This is a genomic window from Shewanella sp. 10B, assembly GCF_023475885.1.
Taxonomy (GTDB): Bacteria; Pseudomonadota; Gammaproteobacteria; order Enterobacterales; family Shewanellaceae; genus Shewanella; species Shewanella mangrovisoli.
The window spans coordinates 686934-707404 of sequence record NZ_JAMDJO010000001.1; the positions used below are offsets into that span (position 1 = coordinate 686934).

19 protein-coding genes and 1 pseudogene are annotated in these 20471 nt (G+C 47.4%); 14 read left to right on the plus strand and 6 right to left on the minus strand.

What is annotated here, in order from left to right:
• Positions 1–97 precede the first annotated feature (97 nt).
• Positions 98–477, minus strand: a pseudogene (locus tag M0415_RS02875) (VOC family protein).
• Positions 478–828: 351 nt separating this feature from the next.
• On the opposite strand from M0415_RS02875, the gene M0415_RS02880 reads away from it, so the two are divergent.
• The 3 genes from M0415_RS02880 (at position 829) to M0415_RS02890 (ending at position 2142) form a co-directional block, all read left to right on the plus strand.
• Positions 829–1533, plus strand: coding sequence for a DUF445 domain-containing protein (locus M0415_RS02880; protein WP_011717477.1), 705 nt, complete (start codon positions 829–831; stop codon positions 1531–1533).
• 74 nt (positions 1534–1607) lie between these two features.
• A complete protein-coding gene (locus tag M0415_RS02885) occupies positions 1608–1955 on the plus strand; it encodes a VOC family protein (RefSeq protein WP_249555751.1) in 348 nt (115 codons plus the stop codon).
• A complete protein-coding gene (locus M0415_RS02890) occupies positions 1936–2142 on the plus strand; it encodes a DUF1289 domain-containing protein (RefSeq protein ID WP_249555749.1) in 207 nt (68 codons plus the stop codon). The genes M0415_RS02885 and M0415_RS02890 overlap by 20 nt, the downstream gene beginning before the upstream one ends.
• A gap of 94 nt (positions 2143–2236) precedes the next feature.
• Here the strand turns inward: M0415_RS02890 and cdd are convergent, their stop codons facing one another.
• Together cdd and sbcB are read right to left on the minus strand one after the other, a co-directional pair.
• Complete coding sequence (gene cdd / locus M0415_RS02895) at positions 2237–3127, minus strand: cytidine deaminase (protein WP_220055989.1); 891 nt, start codon at positions 3125–3127, stop codon at positions 2237–2239.
• A 212-nt stretch (positions 3128–3339) separates the two neighbouring features.
• Positions 3340–4752, minus strand: coding sequence for an exodeoxyribonuclease I (gene sbcB / locus M0415_RS02900; protein WP_249555747.1), 1413 nt, complete (start codon positions 4750–4752; stop codon positions 3340–3342).
• A gap of 175 nt (positions 4753–4927) precedes the next feature.
• Here sbcB and M0415_RS02905 point away from each other — a divergent pair, with 175 nt between their 5' ends.
• The 3 genes from M0415_RS02905 (at position 4928) to M0415_RS02915 (ending at position 7099) form a co-directional block, all read left to right on the plus strand.
• A complete protein-coding gene (locus M0415_RS02905; protein WP_249555745.1) occupies positions 4928–5734 on the plus strand; it encodes a hypothetical protein in 807 nt (268 codons plus the stop codon).
• A gap of 33 nt (positions 5735–5767) precedes the next feature.
• Entirely contained in the window at positions 5768–6583 is an 816-nt protein-coding gene (gene rlmA / locus M0415_RS02910) for a 23S rRNA (guanine(745)-N(1))-methyltransferase (RefSeq protein WP_249555742.1), read from the plus strand.
• Positions 6584–6889: 306 nt separating this feature from the next.
• Positions 6890–7099 carry a cold-shock protein gene (locus tag M0415_RS02915; RefSeq protein ID WP_011072720.1) on the plus strand — a complete coding sequence of 70 codons (210 nt, stop codon included), beginning with the start codon at positions 6890–6892 and terminating at the stop codon, positions 7097–7099.
• A 387-nt stretch (positions 7100–7486) separates the two neighbouring features.
• Here the strand turns inward: M0415_RS02915 and M0415_RS02920 are convergent, their stop codons facing one another.
• Together M0415_RS02920 and rne are read right to left on the minus strand one after the other, a co-directional pair.
• Complete coding sequence (locus M0415_RS02920) at positions 7487–9046, minus strand: SulP family inorganic anion transporter (RefSeq protein ID WP_249555740.1); 1560 nt, start codon at positions 9044–9046, stop codon at positions 7487–7489.
• Positions 9047–9191: 145 nt separating this feature from the next.
• Positions 9192–12485, minus strand: coding sequence for a ribonuclease E (rne, locus tag M0415_RS02925; RefSeq protein ID WP_249555738.1), 3294 nt, complete (start codon positions 12483–12485; stop codon positions 9192–9194).
• Between the two features lie 595 nt (positions 12486–13080).
• Between rne and rluC the strand changes: the two genes are divergently transcribed.
• Together rluC and M0415_RS02935 are read left to right on the plus strand one after the other, a co-directional pair.
• On the plus strand, positions 13081–14040 hold the full coding sequence (gene rluC, locus M0415_RS02930; RefSeq protein WP_088211697.1) for a 23S rRNA pseudouridine(955/2504/2580) synthase RluC: 960 nt from the start codon (positions 13081–13083) through the stop codon (positions 14038–14040).
• 112 nt (positions 14041–14152) lie between these two features.
• A complete protein-coding gene (locus tag M0415_RS02935) occupies positions 14153–14824 on the plus strand; it encodes an HAD-IA family hydrolase (protein WP_249556607.1) in 672 nt (223 codons plus the stop codon).
• Between the two features lie 162 nt (positions 14825–14986).
• On the opposite strand, the gene M0415_RS02940 is transcribed toward M0415_RS02935, so the two are convergent.
• Positions 14987–15574: a Maf family protein gene (locus tag M0415_RS02940; protein ID WP_249555736.1), complete on the minus strand. Its 588-nt coding sequence runs from the start codon at positions 15572–15574 to the stop codon at positions 14987–14989.
• 286 nt (positions 15575–15860) lie between these two features.
• Here M0415_RS02940 and yceD point away from each other — a divergent pair, with 286 nt between their 5' ends.
• From yceD to fabG, 6 genes are all read left to right on the plus strand, one after another.
• A complete protein-coding gene (gene yceD / locus M0415_RS02945) occupies positions 15861–16385 on the plus strand; it encodes a 23S rRNA accumulation protein YceD (protein WP_023267847.1) in 525 nt (174 codons plus the stop codon).
• A gap of 17 nt (positions 16386–16402) precedes the next feature.
• On the plus strand, positions 16403–16573 hold the full coding sequence (gene rpmF, locus M0415_RS02950; protein ID WP_011072715.1) for a 50S ribosomal protein L32: 171 nt from the start codon (positions 16403–16405) through the stop codon (positions 16571–16573).
• Positions 16574–16588: 15 nt separating this feature from the next.
• On the plus strand, positions 16589–17617 hold the full coding sequence (gene plsX / locus M0415_RS02955) for a phosphate acyltransferase PlsX (protein WP_023267848.1): 1029 nt from the start codon (positions 16589–16591) through the stop codon (positions 17615–17617).
• Between the two features lie 9 nt (positions 17618–17626).
• The gene (locus M0415_RS02960) at positions 17627–18586 is read left to right on the plus strand and encodes a beta-ketoacyl-ACP synthase III (protein ID WP_086902619.1); all 960 of its coding nucleotides are present in this window, start codon (positions 17627–17629) and stop codon (positions 18584–18586) included.
• A 104-nt stretch (positions 18587–18690) separates the two neighbouring features.
• Entirely contained in the window at positions 18691–19617 is a 927-nt protein-coding gene (gene fabD / locus M0415_RS02965) for an ACP S-malonyltransferase (RefSeq protein ID WP_249555734.1), read from the plus strand.
• Positions 19618–19626: 9 nt separating this feature from the next.
• A complete protein-coding gene (gene fabG / locus M0415_RS02970) occupies positions 19627–20373 on the plus strand; it encodes a 3-oxoacyl-ACP reductase FabG (protein WP_011623152.1) in 747 nt (248 codons plus the stop codon).
• The last annotated feature ends 98 nt before the right edge of the window (positions 20374–20471 follow it).

Sequence of the window (20471 nt, forward strand, 5' to 3'; positions counted from 1 at the left end):
AACGAGTTTGAACGTCAAGCAATATTAAACAATAACCCTCTGTTCACAGCAGTAACGTTTCTGCCAATCAAACGCAATTAGATGCAGTCGAAACGGCTTAGGCTGAGAGGTAACTAATTGCGGCGATAATGGCGCCCTGTGGATCTTTTATCCAACAAAACGACCCACTTTAGGAATATCCTCTGGGCCGAAGAGAATGTCGCCGCCGAGTTTTTTCGCATTAATAGCGACCAAATCGACGTCGGCCACTGTGACGTACCCCGTCCAATGTGAAGGTAATGCTGGGATCAGATTATCGGTAATACCGCCAATACCTACGCCTTGATTTTCAATGAGATGATATTGACCATGGGGCATTTTGACCGTTCTAAACTGCCAACCAAACACTTCGCCATAAAAGCGCATGGCTTCTTCGGTATCGTGGGTCGTCAGTTCATGCCAACCTAAAGCACCAGCGGTATTAAATGCAGAGTCCATAAGCACATCCCTTATGTTTACGTGATTAAGCAAGGTTGTGGAGTTTTTGTCCCCTTGAGTGTAGACGATGCTTTTCAATAATTCCTAAGCGCGTTGAGAAATGTGCAATTATTTTTCCTTAAAATCATTAAACTAAGTTAATGTTAATTAATGAAATAACCTGATTGACGCCACTCGCCGTTAGCGATGTAAGGCTGGCCCGGCTAGCGCTTGAGTTAGCTGGGTTTGCGCGATGTTTTATCGGTATTTGGCTACGTTTTTCATCCTTTTTCAGCATTAGACCTGCATCCCTTTCGCTTGCTAAACTAGCGCCATTTGCAATCGAGTCGATAGCTTAAGAGGGGAGTAAGATTGAATAAGAGTTTAGTGACAAATGTGCTAGCGGCCATTTGCGTTGCATTGGGATACGCATTGAGCCAACCCATTCTGTTTAATGTAGGTTTATTTGCTTTATCTGGCGCCATTACTAACTGGCTTGCGGTGTATATGCTGTTTGAGAAGGTCCCAGGTTTATACGGTTCGGGCGTCGTGCCATCGCGTTTTGAAGAGTTCAAAGCGGGGATTGCGCATCTTATGATGAAGCAGTTCTTCACCACTGAGAATATTGACCGTTTTCTGTCGGAAAAAGAGGGAATTAGCCAAATCGATTTAGCGCCTGTGATTGATAAAGTGGACTTAGCGCCATCCTTCGATGCTTTAGTTAACACTGTGGCTCAATCCTCCTTCGGCGGCATGTTATCCATGTTTGGCGGCACTGAGGCGTTAATGCCGTTAAAGGAACCCTTTATCGAGAAGATGAAAGCCTCTTTGGTGGAAATGTCCGAGAGTGAACAGTTCCGCAACCTATTGAAACAAGAAATTGAACAGCCGAATGTAATGGCCGATCTACAAACGAAGATCGCCAATATCGTTGAACAACGCCTAAATGAATTAACGCCGCAAATGGTTAAGCAAATCGTGCAGGAGATGATCCAGACGCATTTAGGTTGGCTCGTAGTGTGGGGCGGGGTATTTGGTGGCGCTATCGGACTTGTCGCCGCCTTAGTACAAGGTTAATCTGGCAATAGCCAGCATACTAAAGGGAGCATTGGCTCCCTTTTTTGTTTGATTAATCATGGGCAGGGAAGATTATGGATCATCACAGCATTAATTATTTAGAAATCCCCACCACAGATATTGGTCGCTCGAAGGCCTTTTTTAATACGGTATTTGGTTGGCGCTTTGAGGATTACGGCCCGCATTATAGCTGTTTTATTGATGCGGGGATCACGGGTGGTTTTTATCAAGCAGAGGTAAGTTTTAACCTCGAAAAAGGTTGTCCGTTGATCGTGTTGTACAGCAAGGATTTAGAACAGACACAAGCGGCTGTGAAGGCGGCGGGCGGCGCTATCAGTACAGATATTTTCAGCTTTCCCGGTGGACGACGTTTCCATTTTATTGAGCCAGCTGGCAACGAATATGCGGTCTGGTCAGAGTAATCACCTCGAACATCCCTGTGTGCGAAATTGCTGCCTCGATCAGCAAGATATCTGTATGGGTTGCTTTAGGCATTTGGATGAGATCTTAGCCTGGCGCACCATGACAGAGGCGCAGCGCGAGGATTGTTACTTAAGAATGGCTGAGCGTAAGGTTGCATTCGAGGCCAAACGAAGCGCTAATCCTTAGCTAAGTGACTTAGAACCGCTAGAAGTAAGAGATGAGAAAAACGCGGCGCCCAGCAAATACAATTGTGTAAAGCTAAAGCGCCGCCGGACTCTCTTTAAACGGGGTCGACCACAATATGCTCAAGTTCGATGGCCGCAACGGCATGTAACGCATCCATGGTTGCGCCCACTAAACTGATTTTCCCCTGCGATGACTCGACCAGCACCGCGCGGCGGATCTCGCCAAAATCACGGTTATGTCGAGTCAGATTCGATAAGGCCATCTGCATTGGCAGCATGGAAGGGTTAAACGCCGCGTTTTCAGCGTAACGACCACAATAGGTTGCGCCATCCGCTGTTTCTAATACGACGGCCGCGTAACTTTGGGTATAAGGCGCGTAGCTTAAACCCGCATGATCTAACGCCTCAATCACCATAGGATCGCTGCTATCGAGGGCAAATTCGGTTTCCTGCTTGACCAGCAAGGGCGACTGCACATTTAAGTCCTTCGGCCCAAACGCATAGGGTAGGTAATAGGACAGTAAATGGCTGTCTTGCGATGGCAAATGGATCTTGATTTGGCCACCCTCGACCAGTTCGTTCATAAACTGACGGCAATGACCACAAGGGCTAGCATTGACTATCATATCGACAATTTGGCTCTCGCCACTTAACCAAGCGTGACTGATGGCGCTTTGCTCCGCATGCACAGAGTGAAACAGGGCCTCGCCGGGCAGTTCAAGGTTGGCGCCCATATAGATATCGCCACTTTTCCCTTTGGCAATCGCGCCGACGTAAAATTCGCTAATAGGCGGTTTCGCCAAGGCGGCGGCAATGGGCAGCAGCGCCAGTAATACTTCGGCTTCGGTCATTTTGCTGCTTTGGACTAACTCTGCCAGTTGCTGCGCATCAATATGTCCCGCAAAGTTTTGATGTAATAGGGGAATTAATGCGTCAGCCAATGGTGTTGGCAGCTGGGTTATGCTTTTGATAAATCTATCTTGCATTTCCCGACTCCTTGTTTGTTAAGTTCATGGAAGAACATTCTAGTAATTTTGTTACGGTATAAATGCGAGTTAGTTCGCGTTTATACCTCAATTTAACGCCAGATAAGTGACAACTGAAAGAAGTTATCAATGTCTGGCGTTAAATAACTGTCTTATCTGATTGAACTCTCTGCTTAGCGATTCGCTATCGGTGTTGTAGAGTCCGCGTAGCTTTAGAGCCCGCGTAGATAGTGACACAGGGCCGCGAGTAACTTCTGTTTGTGTTCATCACCCTCGGTATCTTGCAGCAGATTTTCAAGTTTGAGTAAATAATCCTGATCGCTCAAACGTTGTTGGCAGAAAGTACGCCAACGCTGAGCTTCTTGATCATTCAGCAGCTCAGGGTAGTTACGTGCTCGGTAGCGAAACAGCATCTCGGGAATGCGTCCATCATCAAACTGCAGATCCAGCGCCGCTAAATTTTGTGGCAAGGTATGGCGAATGATCTCCATCTTGGCTTTATCGGCTGGGCCGAAAAAACCACCCGAATACAGCATTAAGTCAGGATCTGTGGTTGTGACTTCACCTTCATGCTCAAAGAGTTGGGCCAGTTTTTCCCGCAATTCTGGGTGAGCCTTTAAGCGTTTGTATTGCTCTCTGGCAAAAGCTTTATCGATATTAAGTCTTTCTGCCTGGGCATCATCCAAAATCTTGGCCGAGGTAATAAAAGGGCATTTGTTAAGATGAACTTGTTTGACCGGAATAGGTAACTCATCCGCGGCAAGCTCGGTTCTTGGCGTATACATGCGAGTCTTTATTTGCTCGACATCTAACTCAAGCAGCGGGCTTAAATCCATGGCTAAGTTAACGCAAATAATGGCGTTTTTGTTGCTTGGATGGTAGGCAACAGGGGCAATAAGAGTTGTACACCCCTGCAGCGCACTGATTTTGGAACTCACATGGGCAAGCGGCTGCATATTCAACACATCGATTTGGGCACTCACGGCCTGTTTACGGCGTAGCTCGAAATAGTATTGATATAACTTGGGTTGCTTTTCTTTAATTAGCTTGGCCATAGCGATGGTGGCGTACACATCAGACATGGCATCGTGGGCTTTTTCATGGCTTAAACCATTGGCTTGCGTTAGGTGCTCTAACTTAAAACTGGGCGAGCCATCTTCTTTTAATGGCCAATGGATCCCGTCTGGTCTAAACGCATAGCAAGCTCTGACTAAATCGATGATATCCCAGCGAGTATTGCCATTTTGCCATTCGCGGGCATAGGGATCGATAAAGTTACGGTAGAAACCGTAGCGGGTGACTTCATCGTCAAAACGTAAGGAGTTATAGCCTGCGACACAGGTATTCGGTTGGCTAAAGAGGGTATGAATGCGCCCCATAAACTCGGTTTCAGGCAACCCCTTTAAATTGGCTAATTGTGGTGTGATCCCTGTGATTAAAATAGCTTCGGGCGAGGGGAGATAATCCGTTGATTGTTTACAGTAAAAAGTCTCGGGTTCACTGATGATATTGAGATCTAAGTCTGTGCGGATCCCGGCAAACTGGGCCGGTCTATCCTTGGCGGGATTGGCTCCGAAGGTTTCATAATCGTGCCAAAAAATACTTGGCTGAGATGCTGTATACATAATTTCAATCAAATGACGGTTTTGTCGAATGATAGCATCTTAACACTTAAACTCACCGCAATATTCATTAGCAAAAACCGAGATTGAGAAATTATATTGAAAAGATAAGCGCTTAAGAGGTGATCTTTACCTCGGTTGGCAGTTACAATTCCCTTTAGAACAGGGAATAAGTCTTATGCATCATCAATATCTTAATGAACCTATGGTACTCGATGTTGGGCAGAGCTCGACGCTGACCTTAACCTTGCCCAGCAATATCAGCGATTTTATTGTGCTTGAGGCGATGGGGGCACCATTGCTTGAGTTGATTGTGGTGTCTGAAACACCGCAGCCGCAGATTGCCGTCCGCTTTCAACCTATCTTAGGACTCAAACTCAATGCCGAGATAGTGGAAGCGACAAGTTTTGCAGTATCGACGTCAAGATCTTTGGGGCAAGGAGTTCGGCTTTACCATCGTTTAGGTACTGCACCCAAATTTTGCGCGCAGGAACTGCGCGCGGGCATTGCCATTAAAGTCGATGCGCAGGCCGGGATCAGTGTGTCACTGCAAGCGGCATCTAAATTTGAGCTCGTCGCACTCGAGTCCGATGGCCGAGGTTTGCATGAGCCCAAAGTGTTGATGATGGCGAAAGCGATATTAGCGCGGGAATATGACTATAATGCTACCGCTGAATCCTTGGCCGTATGCTTGACTGAAATAGAACAAGTTCGGCTCGAGCTACAAGCGTTTTTACGGGGAGAGTTGGGGCATTGTCATACGGGGTTAGCCGAAGAGGCGGTGCGACTTGATCCCTTGCTGCAACAAAAGCGCCAATGGTTATTTCGCACTTATACTCATATGTTCGAACGACCAAATTTTAGCCGTGCAGCGAATGACGGTTTGAATATTGATAAAGCCTTAAGGAAGCTCGAATGTTTTGAGCTGCTCGCTTCCCCTGAATTACTGCAAATGGTGGAGCGACTCATGGAAGATGAGGCATAAGCCAGCCATTCCAATCATTTATAGAGTTAACCAATGCAATATATATGTCCTTTGTGTGCCTTACCGCTCACCTTGACTGAACGAACTTGGGGATGCCCGCAGGCACACAAGTTCGACATGGCCAAAGAAGGTTATGTGAATCTGCTTCCCGTGCAGAAGAAAAATTCCAAAGATCCTGGCGACAATCAACAGATGATGTTGGCCCGCAGGGAGTTTTTAACTGCGGGTTACTATCAAAGCTTAAGTGACAGAGTGAATGCGTTGGCACTTGCGTATGCCAGCGGGGCGCTGCAGGTCCTCGATATCGGCTGTGGTGAGGGGTATTACAGCCATCGTTTGTACAATACGCTTGTCGCCGAGCATCCTTGCCAGTTACAGGGCGTGGACATCTCCAAATCGGCGATAAAATATGCGGCTAAACGGTACCCGAACCTCAGCTTTTGTGTGGCGAGCGCCTACGAAATGCCGATCCCATCACAGAGCATCGATTTAGCGATTCGTATCTATGCGCCATCGAAGCAGGAAGAGTTGCAGCGGGTCATGGCGCCCAATGGCATTTTGATCACAGTATCGCCTGGGCCTTTACATCATTTTGCGCTAAAACAGCAAATTTATGCCGAACCGAGATTGCATCCAGCGTCGGATGCCAAGATTGAGGGGTTCGAATGTTTACACCAAGAGCGGCTTAGGTCACAACTTGAGCTAAATAATAGCCAAGATATTAGCCATTTTCTGGAAATGACTCCCTACGCTTGGAAGTTTACGGCCGAACAAAAGCACACATTTGCACAGAGCGGATTAAGCTGCGAATTAGACTTTCAGATTGAAGTACATCGCATTTCAGTCTAGAGGTTGATTTTAAGCTATTGAAATAAATTATTTAAAATGCTTAACTGTCGATGCTTACGCCGTAAGAACATGCTGTTCTGCGAGCCGGTGGCAAAACCTGAGATGGGCTTGGTTTAAATAAATTTTTCAAAGTGTCGCAGTATGTTGACTTATCTTTAGAATGGTTTATAGTCTTACTAGCTTGAAGGTTGGGCTTATATTTATGTGTTCAATACGACCAGTTCGTCCTGTAAACATAAGTAATACCGGCATTTTCCAGCTCCACCGCCGTTAAGGCTTTAATTTTTTATTTACAGGATTTATATCATGTCTCAAGTTACTGGTGTTGTTAAGTGGTTCAACTCTGACAAAGGTTTTGGCTTCATCGAGCAAGAATCTGGTCCAGACGTATTCGTACACTTCCGTGCAATCAACTCTGACGGTTTCAAAACTCTTGACGAAGGTCAAAAAGTGTCTTTCACTGTGACTCAAGGTCAAAAAGGTCCTCAAGCTGAAAACGTAACCGTAATCGGTTAATTTTCAGTGCTATTAGCCTAGCGCTGATAGCAAGGGATTTAAGAGCTGTGGTTTATACCACGGCTCTTTTTATTTGTGTCGCTTTTAAGCTTTCTACACTCTTGCTTTGTATATCGAGAGTGGATTAGGCGATATTCTTTCTTAACCTCTTAACCTCTTAACCTCTTAACCTCTTAACCTCTTAACCTCTTAACCTCCTTTCCTCTGTTCTGGAGCCTATTTATCTAGCCAAAGTTGAGTAGTGAAAGTTGAGTTTGATAGTTAAGCTATCAGGTATCGGTGCACATCAAGTCTTGTTTTACCAGCAGAAATAAACCCACGATCTTTTTGCGAAGTTAACCTTCAGACCGTGGGTTAGCAGTTATTGCAGCCTTATTAGGTGCTTATTTAAGAATCGAGCTTATCGTCAGCGACTTTATAGTGAGGATCGTCTAGCAAATTCACTTCAACCAGATCGCCTGCTTTGTGAAGTAAGGCTTTACAGTCGGCACTTAAGTGCACCAAATGCAATTTTTTCCCCAGCGCAACATAACGTTCGGCAAGGGTATCTATGGCTTCTAATGCTGAATGGTCGGCTACGCGTGAATGTTTGAAATCGATAATGACATCCTGGGGATCCTGCGAGGCATCAAATAATTCGAGGAAACTGGCCACTGAGCCAAAAAACAGTGGGCCGTTCAGCTCATAGACTTTCCAGCCCAGACTATTTGAGGTCACTTTCACGCTGATGTGTTTAGCATGTTGCCATGCAAACACGAGCGCAGATACTACGACGCCGACAAAGACGGCAAAGGCGAGATCGGTAAAAACGGTCACTGTGGTCACGAGCACAATCACAAAGGCATCATGTTTAGGGACTTTGCCCATAAACTTAAAGCTTGCCCATTCGAATGTGCCGAGCACCACGATAAACATCACGCCAACCAAAGCGGCTAGCGGAATGATTTCGATAAAAGATGCGCCAAACAGGATAAAAGTCAGTAAACCGATAGCCGCGGTAATACCGGATAATCTGCCACGGCCACCCGAGTTAATGTTAATCATCGATTGACCAATCATAGCGCAGCCGCCCATCGCCCCAAAAAAGCCGCTGGTGATATTGCCCACGCCTTGGCCTATACATTCTTTATTGCTGCGTCCGCGGGTATTGGTCATTTCATCGATAACCGTTAAGGTTAACAGTGATTCGATTAATCCAACGGCGGCTAAAATAAAGGAATAGGGCAGGATGATATAGAGCGTCTCAAGGTTAAACGGCACCTGTGGAACAGCAAAACTTGGGAGTGAACCTGCGATGGTTGCATGCTCATCACCACTCATGGTTTTAAGAAAATCCAACACATTACGGGTTTCTAAGTCAAAACCCGCCACGATGGCGGTCACGCTTAAAATCGCAACTAACGATGAGGGGACTGCTGTAGTCAGCTTGGGTAAAAAGTAAATAATTGCCATGGTCAGAGCGACTAACCCTAACATCAGCATCAAAGGCTCTTGCGGTAGCCAGACTAATTCCCCTGCGGCATTTTTGACTTTAAATTGCCCGAGCTGAGCCAAGAAAATCACAATGGCGAGGCCATTAACAAAACCTATCATCACAGGATAGGGCACAATGCGGATAAACTTACCCAGTTTAAATATCCCTGCGCTGATTTGGATTAACCCCGCCAGCACCACAGCGGCGAATAAGTATTGCACGCCATGTTCAACCACTAAGGACACCATCACCACGGCCATGGCCCCTGTTGCGCCCGAAATCATGCCTGGGCGGCCGCCAATCAGTGCGGTAACCAATCCCATAATAAAGGCCGCATAGAGGCCGACCATAGGTTCGACATTGGCGACAAAGGCAAAGGCAACGGCTTCTGGGATCAGCGCAAGTGCGACCGTCAGCCCCGAGAGAATATCGGCTTTGTGACTAGATGTTTTGTGGCGAAAGAGATCGAACATGAAACCTCTGTTAATGACTTGTGTTGGCAAAATAGCCGCGCATACCAACAAAAAAGCCGATTGAGCTAAACCTTAAATATGGCTTAATTTGCTGAAAATAAAAAAGCCATGCAAGAGCATGGCATTTTTCACAACGGGCTGAGGATTATGGACGAGCCATATCCGATTCAGCGCTGTTGCTGTGTTTCAGTTTAGGCGCAGCGGCGTCGGCGGAGGCGACACTGTCATACTCACGACCTTTCGGTACTTCTACCTGAGCTCTAACTTCTACCGTTGGCTTGGTCATTTCTGATGACACCATAGAACCAAAACGACTCGCCGCTTTGGGTTTGCTCACCACAGCTTCAGCAGCAGGCGCTGCCGCGGCTTGAGTCACAACGGGTTTTGCCTGTGGTTTAACGATAGAAGCAGGTTTTGCCATTGGCGCAGAGGCAACAGATTTTACGGCTTCTTTTGCTTCGGCTTTATCTGCTTCAGGCGTTACGGCTTCAACTGCAACGGCCTTTGCTTCTGCTTTTGGTTGAGCTGGAGTTTCGGCTGGAGCCACAACGGCTTCCGTTACTGCTTCTACAGTTTTCACTGGCTCAACAGCAACTTCTTCAGTTTTAACGCTTGTCTCAGCCTTGTTGTTTACCGCAGTGTCTGCAGGAGCTTCTGTTGCAGCAACCTCGGCTTTAATCTCAGCCACTTGCTCGGTAGCGACAGCCTCAACAACTTCAGTCTCAACAGCGTTATTGGCGGTTGTTTCAGTAACCACACTGACATCTGCCGTTTCGACTACAGCAGCAGGAGAAGTCACAGTCGGTTCAGCAATGACTTCAATTGCTTTTGCTTCAGTGGTCTCAGCAGCTTCTGCCGTTTGAGTGCTTGGAGCTGGGTAGTCTTGATCGTCACCCAGTGCGTCGTTTGGTACGAATTGCGCAGGTGCAGAGGTGCCTTGTTCATCTTCATCACGGCGACGACGTTGACCAGCTGCTCTTAAATGACGTGGGCTGCGGCGACTACGACGTTGTCCATCGCGAGATTCACGTTTTGCTTTATCATCTGCATCGGCACTGACGTCTGCGTTATCCGCATCGGTCTCGGCTTCAGTCTTAACGCTTTCTGTTACGTCAGCCGGCGCATCAGCACGGTTTTCTACTACAGGTGCTTCTACAGCCACTTCAGCACTTGCTTCAGCTTGGCTTACTGCATCAGTCGCTTCTGCTGTCTCGTTGGCAACCGCGGCTTCTTTGCGTGGTTGGCGACGTGAGCGAGGTGCTTTGGTTTCAGCTTGTGGTTCAGTTGCAACGTCAGTATTGGCAGCATTAACAGCGGCCACTTCGGCTAATACCACTTCTTCTTGAATTGGCGCTTCAGTGGTGTCATTGGCGTTGTCGATGCGTACTTTACGACGCATGTTACGGCGCTGACGACGCTCACGGGCCACTTCTTGCTTTGGCGTGTCGTCTTGAGACTCTGCTACCACTTCTTTTGGTGCTTGGTTACGGCTCTTAGGCTCTGGCTTAGTGCGTTTTGCATTCTCGTCTTTTTCACGAGCTGGACGCTCCTGAGTCTGAGGTGCATCAGCCGACTTCTTGGCATTGCGGGTGCGTGGCTCGCGGGTGCCTTCTTTCGCTTTGTCTGCATCTTGGTTATTGCGAGTGCGACGAGTGTCATTACGACGATTACGACGGTTCGCATTGGCCGCTTGGCTGTCAGACTTTTTGGTTTCTGCGGTCTTTTCAGCCGCAGGCTTATCGCTTGAGCTGAAGAAGGCGCCAATGGCACTGAACAGTTTGCTGAAGAAACCTGGCTCTGTTGCTTCCACTTTATTGGCAGCTGGTGCGGTGGCTTGTTCTACTTTCTGTGGTGCAGTGAAGCCTTTTAGGGCTGGTGCTGGCGCAGCAGTGCGTTCCAGTTTACGGGGCTCATATAACTTGGCTTCAGGCTGTTCGATGCGCTTATAGCTGGATTCATCGATTTCATCGTCAGTGCGGTGACGAATGACGCGATAATCTGGGGTCATCATGTGCGGATCTGGGATCACATAGACTTCCACATCATGGCGTTGCTCTGTGATACGAATCGCTTTGCGTTTTTCGTTCAGCAGGAAGGCCGCAACATCGACAGGCACTATGGCTTCGATTTGTGAGGTGTTTTCTTTGATGGCTTCTTCTTCCATCAAACGTAGAATCGACAGCGCTAAAGATTCGGTACTACGAATAGTGCCTTGGCCATGACAGCGAGGGCAGATATGCGCAGCCGATTCTTCTAACGAAGGACGCAGACGTTGACGCGACATTTCCATCAGGCCGAAGCGAGAAATGCGGCCTAATTGCACGCGGGCACGGTCGTGGTGAACGGCATCACGCAGGCGGTTTTCAACTTCGCGTTGATGGCGCACTGGCGTCATATCGATAAAGTCGATAACGACTAGACCACCTAAGTCACGCAGACGTAATTGACGGGCAATCTCATCGGCGGCTTCGAGGTTGGTGTTTAATGCGGTTTCTTCGATATCGCCGCCCTTAGTTGCGCGGGCAGAGTTGATATCGATTGAGGTTAATGCTTCAGTTGGGTCGATAACAATCGAACCGCCCGATGGCAGACGCACTTCACGTTGGAACGCCGATTCGATTTGCGACTCGATTTGGAAGTGAGTGAACAATGGCACTTCGGCTTCGTAGAGTTTTACACGCTCAACGAAATCAGGGCGCACTAGTGCGATATGCTGTTTGGCTTCTTCAAAAATACGTGGGTGGTCGATTAAAATCTCGCCCACATCGCGGCGCAGATAATCACGAATTGCACGTACAATCACGTTACTTTCTTGGTGAATTAAGAAAGGCGCTGGTTTACTTTGCGCGGCTTCGGTAATCGCAGCCCAGTGGTGCTGTAGAACTTTTAAGTCCCACTTCAGTTCAGTCGATTCTTTGCCAACACCTGCGGTACGTACGATAAGGCCCATACCCGCTGGAACTTCTAAATCGGCCATGGCTTCTTTTAATTCGGTGCGCTCGTCACCTTCGATACGGCGAGAAATGCCGCCAGCACGAGGGTTGTTTGGCATCAAGACTAAGTAAGAACCCGCTAAGCTGATAAAGGTCGTCAGTGCAGCACCTTTATTACCGCGCTCTTCTTTGTCAATTTGAACAATAACTTCTTGTCCTTCACTGACGACTTCTTTGATGTTTGGGCGACCTTGGAAAGAATAACCTTTAGGGAAATATTCTCTGGCGATTTCTTTTAGCGGTAAAAAGCCGTGGCGCTCAGCACCATAATCAACGAAAGCGGCTTCTAAAGAGGGTTCTACGCGGGTAATTTTACCCTTGTAAATGTTGGATTTTTTTTGCTCGTGACCAGGACTTTCAATATCCAGATCGTACAGTTGTTGCCCGTCAACCAGGGCAACACGCAACTCTTCTGATTGAGTTGCATTGATTAACATACGTTTCATGATGACGTCATTCTTCTTTAAATGGAGGTCATCAAACAATCGCGTTTCGCTGCATTACGGGCCTAGCAGTAGGTCAACGAAGCCTCACGGCTGGTGGCTAGGCAAGGTGCGCATTACTGTTAGACGCAGTCGCTGCGTGTCGCATCCTATTTATGGCTTATTTTTTAATGATTACAAAAACAAGGAATTCGTTGTAAAACATCAACCAACCCCATAAATTCTTTCATTTCGTTCCGGTAATGCCCAAGTCGAATCGGTTTGTCTGACGACAAGTTAAAATATATTTCGAAATCGGTGAGAAAAACTTTAGATAAACCTAGTCAAAGTAAGGTTAGATTCTCGATTTAATCGTAAAAAACGCATTTGTGGTATTTTTACTCAGTATACGATTTGCAAATCAATGAGTTGCTATCAAGAAAATCTTTTTTAATCTATAAAGCTTTTCACTTGGGACTGGGACCTTGTGAACACTTTATTCACGGCTTATCCCTAATCGCTGGTGAAATATAGCAATAATCAAAAAATTCAGCAATGGAAAGGCACAATTCTTCTTAAGTGTTGTACAATGGCCGCCGTTTTAAGCAGATGGCACATCATGAATACAGAATCTCCACAGCTACAGGTGCAGTTGATCACGATTGACGAAGACCACCTCGACCAACGAATCGACAATTTTTTAATCACAGTGCTCAAGGGCGTTCCTAAGAGCATGATTTACCGTATCGTCCGTAAGGGCGAGGTACGGGTGAATAAAAAACGCATTAAGCCCGAGTACAAATTGCAAATCGGTGATGTGGTTCGCGTGCCGCCGGTCAGAATGGCTGAGCAGGACAATCGCACCGCGCCTTCAGCAAACTTGAGCAGAGTGTCACAGCTTGAAGACCGTATTTTGCATGAAGACAATCATCTGATTGTATTAAATAAACCTGCGGGGATTGCGGTGCATGGTGGCAGTGGCGTCGATTATGGTGTGATTGAAGCGCTACGGTCGTTACGTCCACAACAAAAGTTTTTAGAACTGGTTCACCGTCTCGATAAAGACACCTCTGGTGTGTTACTGGTGGCGAAAAAACGCAGTGCGCTTAAGCATATGCATGATCAACTGCGTTATAAAAAGATGCAAAAGGATTACTTGGCCTTAGTTAAAGGCGAGTGGTCGGCGCAGGATAAAGTGGTTAAACAACCACTGTTAAAGCTGACACTTAAGTCGGGCGAACGTATCGTTCGAGTCAATGCCGAAGGTAAACCTTCTGAAACGCGTTTTAAAATTGTACAGCGTTATCAAGGTTGTACGCTTGTGCAGGCCAGCCCTGTGACAGGACGTACCCACCAAATTCGGGTGCATTGCCAATATATGGGACATCCTATCGCCTGTGATGAAAAATACAGCGAGCAGGCGTTTGATGACAGTATGCGCTCACTGGGTCTGACTCGACTGTTTTTACATGCGGCAGAGTTAATGTTTATTCATCCTGAAAACGATGAGGTGATGCGAGTTTCAGCGCCGCTTGATGATAATTTGCAGCAACTGTTAGGCAAGTTAAAGCGCGCTTAGTGCTTTTTCTGCGCCAATTACCCACGGATAACCTGAGAGCGTGAAAGTGTCAGTGAGCCATTCAACCCAACGAAAATATGATTTAGTTATTTTTGATTGGGATGGCACGTTAATGGATTCCATCGGCAAGATTATTGTTTGCATTGAGAATATGGCAAGGGCGCTGGCGTTACCCGTGCCAGCTGAGACGGATATTCGCAATGTGATTGGCTTGTCGATGACGCAGGCGTTACAGGTGTTATTTCCCGCCGGTTTGACTTCAGGGCAGCCGCATGACGCCGTTGCGAGTGCAACACAAGAAAATGCTGCTCAAGCGCTTGTGGGCACAGATGATTGCTATATTAAGATGCGCGCCGAGTTCAAGACGCAGTATTTGCATCTTGATACCACGCCAACGCCGATTTTTAACCAAGCCCCCCAATTACTCGAATCATTATCAATTGCTGGGTACCAACTTGCCGTCGCGACGGGTAAGGCGAGAGCAGGCTTAGTGCGCGTGTGGGAGCAATCCCGCTTAGGTCACTATTTTATTGCTTCACGCTGCGCCGATGAGGCGCAGAGTAAGCCCCATCCAGAAATGATCTTAAGTTTGCTACAGGAGTTAGGCGTTCAGCCTGAACGAGCCTTGATGGTCGGAGACTCTTTATTGGATTTGAGCATGGCGGCGAATGCGGGGATTGATGCTGTGGGCGTAACTTACGGCGCCCATAATGAAGCAATGCTTCAGCAAGCCAATCCCATTGCCTTAATCGATTCCCCTGAAAAACTCTTGCTGCATTTATAGTGATTGACTCATCAGCGCATATTTATGACGAATGCTGAGCTGAATCGCTAAAAACCTAAGTGCTTTTTGAGTTATCTGGGCAAGCGATTATGGATAACAGTGCCATCTCGCTTGCTTATCTCGGGCCGCACTTGCGTATATCACCGTAATAATAGCTTCGCGCTAGTCGGTTAAGACATCGATTCCTTGAGTGAGCAGCATTTCAGTTAACAGTATTAAGGGCAGCCCAATCAACGTGTTAGGATCGCGGCCTTCTAAGCGATTAAATAAGGCAATTCCTAAGCCTTCACTCTTAAAGCTACCCGCACAATAAAAAGGTTGCTCTTTATCGACATAAGCGGCGATTTGCGCAGCCGTCAGCTGACGAAAATGCACGGTGAAAGGTTCGACCTGAGCTGTCATTTCTCCAGTCTTGGCATCATAGAGCGCAAGACCGGTATAAAAGGTGATTGCTTTGCCCGAGGCTTGGCTGAGCTGCTTGATCGCATTGTCTCGATTTAATGGCTTACCAATAATCTTGCCGTCAATCACGGCGACCTGATCTGAGCCTATAATTAATCCACGAGGAAAATGTCTCGCACCTGCCTCGGCCTTGGCTTTGGCAAGCCTTAAGACTAAGTCTTGGGCGGACTCATTTGCCATGGGGCTTTCATCGATATCTGGATTGCAAGTCTCAAAGGTTAAGCCTAACTTTTGCAATAGTGCTTGTCGGTAAACAGAGGTGGAAGCGAGGATTAACTGGGGCGTCATCGGTAAAAATCCATAAGAAAACCTGACTTATTGTCGCTAACCTGGCCGCTTGAATGCAAGCGAGTGGTGGCAGATAGCATGACTTTGGGGCGGTAATCGGGGATTCTTACGATGAGTGCGGCTATTTTAGACGGCTTACGCTTGTGCGCCGCCCCGTGCTTGGGTAAAATTTCGCTTCCGTTAATTTCAATGTTGGGGCTAGAGAATCACTTAAGTCGCAAACTGGGACTTAAGTTAGAAATTTTTCTTTGACTCTAGCGTTTTCAAACTATAATATGCGCGCCTTATGCAAACAGTAAAGATACCGGTTTCAATTGATCCTTTTCGCGCCGCCTCGAGCCGTTCTACCTATGAGGGGATAGTGCCTGGGCAGCAATTGAGAAGATTAAATGAGTTATGTGCCGGCGACTGTTCCGATGTGGCAGTGTCGATTGAATGTGGCGTAGATTTGCAGGGGATAGTCTACCTGAAAGGGAAGGCTGTGACGGAGCTCACTCTGGTTTGTCAACGTTGCATGACGCTATTTACCACTGAGGTTACGGTCGAGTTTTGCTTCGGTCCATGCCGGACTAAGGCAGAAATCGATGAGCTCCCGGATGCGTATGACCCAATTGAGTGCAATGAGATTGGCGAAGTACGTCTGCATCAATTGATCGAAGATGAATTGATAGTCGCTATGCCTATCATCCCGATGCATGAAGAAACTGATTGCAACATCGGGTCAATGGACATAGTTGTAGGCGAGATCGAACCCGCTCAAGAGGAGCGTCCAAATCCGTTTGCAGTGTTAGAAAAACTGAAGAGCAAGTAATCTAGGAGACAGGGCCAATGGCTGTACAACAGAATAAAAAATCTCGTTCTAAGCGCGGTATGCGCCGTTCACATGACGCACTGAGCACTGCTCAGCTGTCTGTTGACGCTACCAGCGGTGAAGTCCATATGCGTCACAATGTGACTGCTGATGGTTTCTATCGCGGTAAAAAGGTAATCAACAAGTAATTTGTTGGTTTCCTAATGACGAGTCTGACGCTCGCGTTAGATGCGATGGGTGGCGATCATGGCCCCCACGTCACGGTGCCTGCAGCCTTGCGGGCACTAAAATCTCACTCTTCTCTTAAAATCATTTTAGTCGGCGATAAGACTGAAATTGATGTCTATCTGCGTCAAGCAGAACAACCGTTACTTTCACGTATTGAAGTCATTCACACCGATGAAGTGGTGAGCATGTCCGATAGACCCGTGCACGCTTTGCGTACCCGCAAGAATAGTTCGATGCGCTTGTCGATTGAACTGGTGCGTGATGGACGAGCGGCGGCGTGTGTGAGTGCGGGCAATACTGGTGCCTTAATGGCCATGGCCAAGGTGTTATTAAAAACCTTGCCCGGCGTAGACAGACCCGCGTTGGTCAGTTGTTTACCCTCAGTCACGCAAAAGCCGGTTTATTTATTGGACTTAGGTGCCAATATCTCCTGCGATTCAGAAACGCTTTTCCAATTTGCCGTGATGGGCTCTGTGCTGTGTGAGGCAGTGGATAAAAAATCCCGCCCTAAAGTTGCACTCCTTAATGTGGGCACAGAAGAAATCAAAGGCAACGATCAGGTTCAACAAGCGGCGCAAATACTGCAAAACACCGATCAAATTAATTACACCGGCTTTATCGAAGGTGATGAAATCTACTCGGGCAATGTGGATGTGATCGTTTGTGACGGTTTTGTGGGTAACATCACGCTCAAAACCTCTGAAGGCATTGCCAAGTTATTGGTTCATCAGTTAAAACGTGGCCTAACCCAAGGTTTCTTCGTGCGTTTTTTGGCAAAACTCATCGCCCCACGCATTCAGGCGGTCCTCAGCCAGATGAACCCCGACCACTATAATGGTGCAAGTCTGATAGGATTGCGCGGCATAGTTGTAAAGAGCCATGGAAATGCGGATGAAACTGCCTATTTACAAGCAATTAGTTTGGCAGTGACTGAAGCGCAACGTCGACTCCCCGAAATGATAAAAGATCGTTTGGAGTCGATTCTTTTAGATATAAATAACTGATTCCTCCTTATGCATACAAAAATTCTCGGAACTGGTAGTTATCTGCCAGTGCAGGTGCGTAGCAATCAAGATTTGGAAAAAATGGTGGAAACCAGTGACCAATGGATTGTTGAACGTACAGGTATTTCAGAGCGTCGCATCGCGGCGCAAGACGAAACTGTCTCAACTATGGGCTATCAGGCGGCATTAAATGCGCTTGAAATGGCCGGCATAGAAGCATCAGAGTTAGATATGATCATTTGTGGCACCACCAGTGCGGCAAATGCATTCCCTGCGGCGGCCTGCGAAATTCAAGCCATGCTCGGCGTACATACCATTCCAGCCTTTGATATTGCGGCGGCTTGTTCAGGTTTTGTGTATGCCTTATCCGTGGCGGATCAATTCGTTAAAAATGGTACCGCGAAAAAAGTCCTCGTGATTGGCGCCGACGTATTATCCCGTCTGTGTGAGCCAGAAGATCGCACTACTATTATCCTATTTGGTGATGGTGCAGGGGCGGCGGTTATCGGTGCTTCCGATGAGCCCGGGATTATTTCAACCCATATTTATGCCGATGGTCGCCAAGGTGACTTGCTTAAGTGCGCCTTCCCACCTCGTCAGGGGGAAACCTCTGAGGCGGTTGGCTTTATGACCATGAAAGGTAATGACGTTTTTAAAGTAGCTGTGACTCAGTTATCCCATGTAGTCACTGAAACATTGCGCCTGAATAATATCGACAAGTCGGAAATCGACTGGTTGGTTCCCCATCAGGCTAACTTCCGCATTATTAATGCCACGGCAAAAAAGCTGGACATGAGCTTAGATAAAGTGGTGTTAACCCTTGCCAAACACGGTAATACCTCGGCGGCGTCGGTACCGATTGCCTTAGACGAGGCCGTGCGTGATGGCCGGATCCAACGTGGTCAGCTATTGCTGCTCGAAGCCTTCGGTGCCGGTTTTGCGTGGGGCAGTGCGCTCGTCCGTTTTTAACCGTATCTGGATACGACTAAATTCCTAACTATCGTTATCTTGGTTTGCTGTCCAAGATAACGGTTTAGTGTTCAATAAATTAAGTTCGCCATAGGTAATTTGATATGGAAAATGTAGCTTTTGTATTCCCAGGCCAAGGTTCACAGGCCCTAGGCATGCTAGCCGAGCTGGCTGGTGCACAGCCGACCGTGGGACAAACCTTTGCCGAAGCGAGTGAGGTGTTAGGGTATGATCTGTGGGCATTGGTACAAGACGGCCCCGTTGAAACCTTAAATGAAACCGATAAAACTCAGCCTGCCTTATTAGCGGCAAGTGTGGCGATTTGGCGTGCCTATGTTGCTTCTGGCAAGGCCATGCCTGCGATGTTAGCGGGTCACAGCCTAGGCGAATATTCTGCATTAGTTTGTGCTGGTGTCATCGACTTTAAAGATGCGATCAAACTGGTTGAGCTACGTGGTCAACTGATGCAGCAAGCCGTACCAGCCGGTACTGGCGCCATGTACGCGATTATCGGTCTGGATAATGACGGTATTGCTAATGCTTGTATTGAAGCCGCTCAAGGCGAAGTAGTGAGCCCTGTTAACTTCAACAGCCCTGGCCAAGTGGTTATCGCCGGTCAAAAAGAGGCGGTTGAGCGTGCTGCTGCGGCCTGTAAAGCGGCGGGTGCCAAAATGGCGGTTGCCTTACCTGTCAGCGTGCCATCACACTGCGCATTAATGAAACCTGCCGCTGATAAATTAGCCCTTGCGTTGAACGATGTGCAGTTTAATACGCCAAGCATCACAGTTATCAATAACGTAGATGTGGCATCACCCACTGCGGTTGCCGACATTAAAGATGCGCTGGTTCGTCAACTTTATTGCCCAGTGCGCTGGAGCGAAACCGTTGAATTAATGGCCGAAAAAGGCATTACCCAGTTAGTTGAGTGTGGCCCAGGTAAAGTATTGACAGGCCTTGCAAAACGCATTAATAAATCTCTTTCTGCCCAAGCAGTTAATGACGTTGCATCCCTTGCCGCGTTAACTGAATAAGGAGTTTGTATGAGTATCAATCTGAGTTTAGCGGGCAAAGTTGCCTTAGTGACAGGCGCGAGCCGTGGTATTGGCCGCGCGATTGCCGAAACCTTAGTCGAAGCAGGTGCGATTGTGGTAGGAACTGCCACAAGTGAGAAGGGCGCCGCAGCAATTCAAGAATATCTGGGTGACAAAGGTTTTGGTTTAGTGCTTAATGTTACCGATAGTCAATCCGTCACCGATTTATTCGATTCGATCAAAGAAAAAGCGGGTGATGTTGATATTCTAGTCAACAACGCGGGTATCACCCGTGATAACTTGCTGATGCGAATGAAAGATGATGAATGGAATGATATCATCGATACCAACCTGACATCATTGTTCAGACTATCAAAACCTGTGATGCGTACCATGATGAAAAAGCGCTTCGGCCGGATCATCAATATTGGTTCAGTGGTAGGCACTATGGGCAATGCAGGTCAAGTTAACTACTCGGCTGCAAAGGCTGGTTTGATCGGATTTACAAAATCTCTTGCAAGAGAGGTTGCATCTCGTCAAATTACAGTTAATGCTATCGCTCCTGGATTTATCCAGACCGATATGACTGATGAGCTGACCGAAGATCAGCAAAAAGCTATCATGTCTCAGGTTCCGATGGAACGATTAGGGCAAGCGCAAGAGATTGCTAATGCCGTACTCTTCTTGGCGTCGGATTCTGCCGCTTATATCACAGGCGAGACCTTGCATGTGAATGGCGGAATGTACATGGTTTAAGGGCGGATGGCAGGGATACTGTCGCAACTGAGTAGTGATCTGTATCAATTGGTCGCTAAATTTCGTGGTTAGACCACGAAAACTAAGCTTGCATTGTC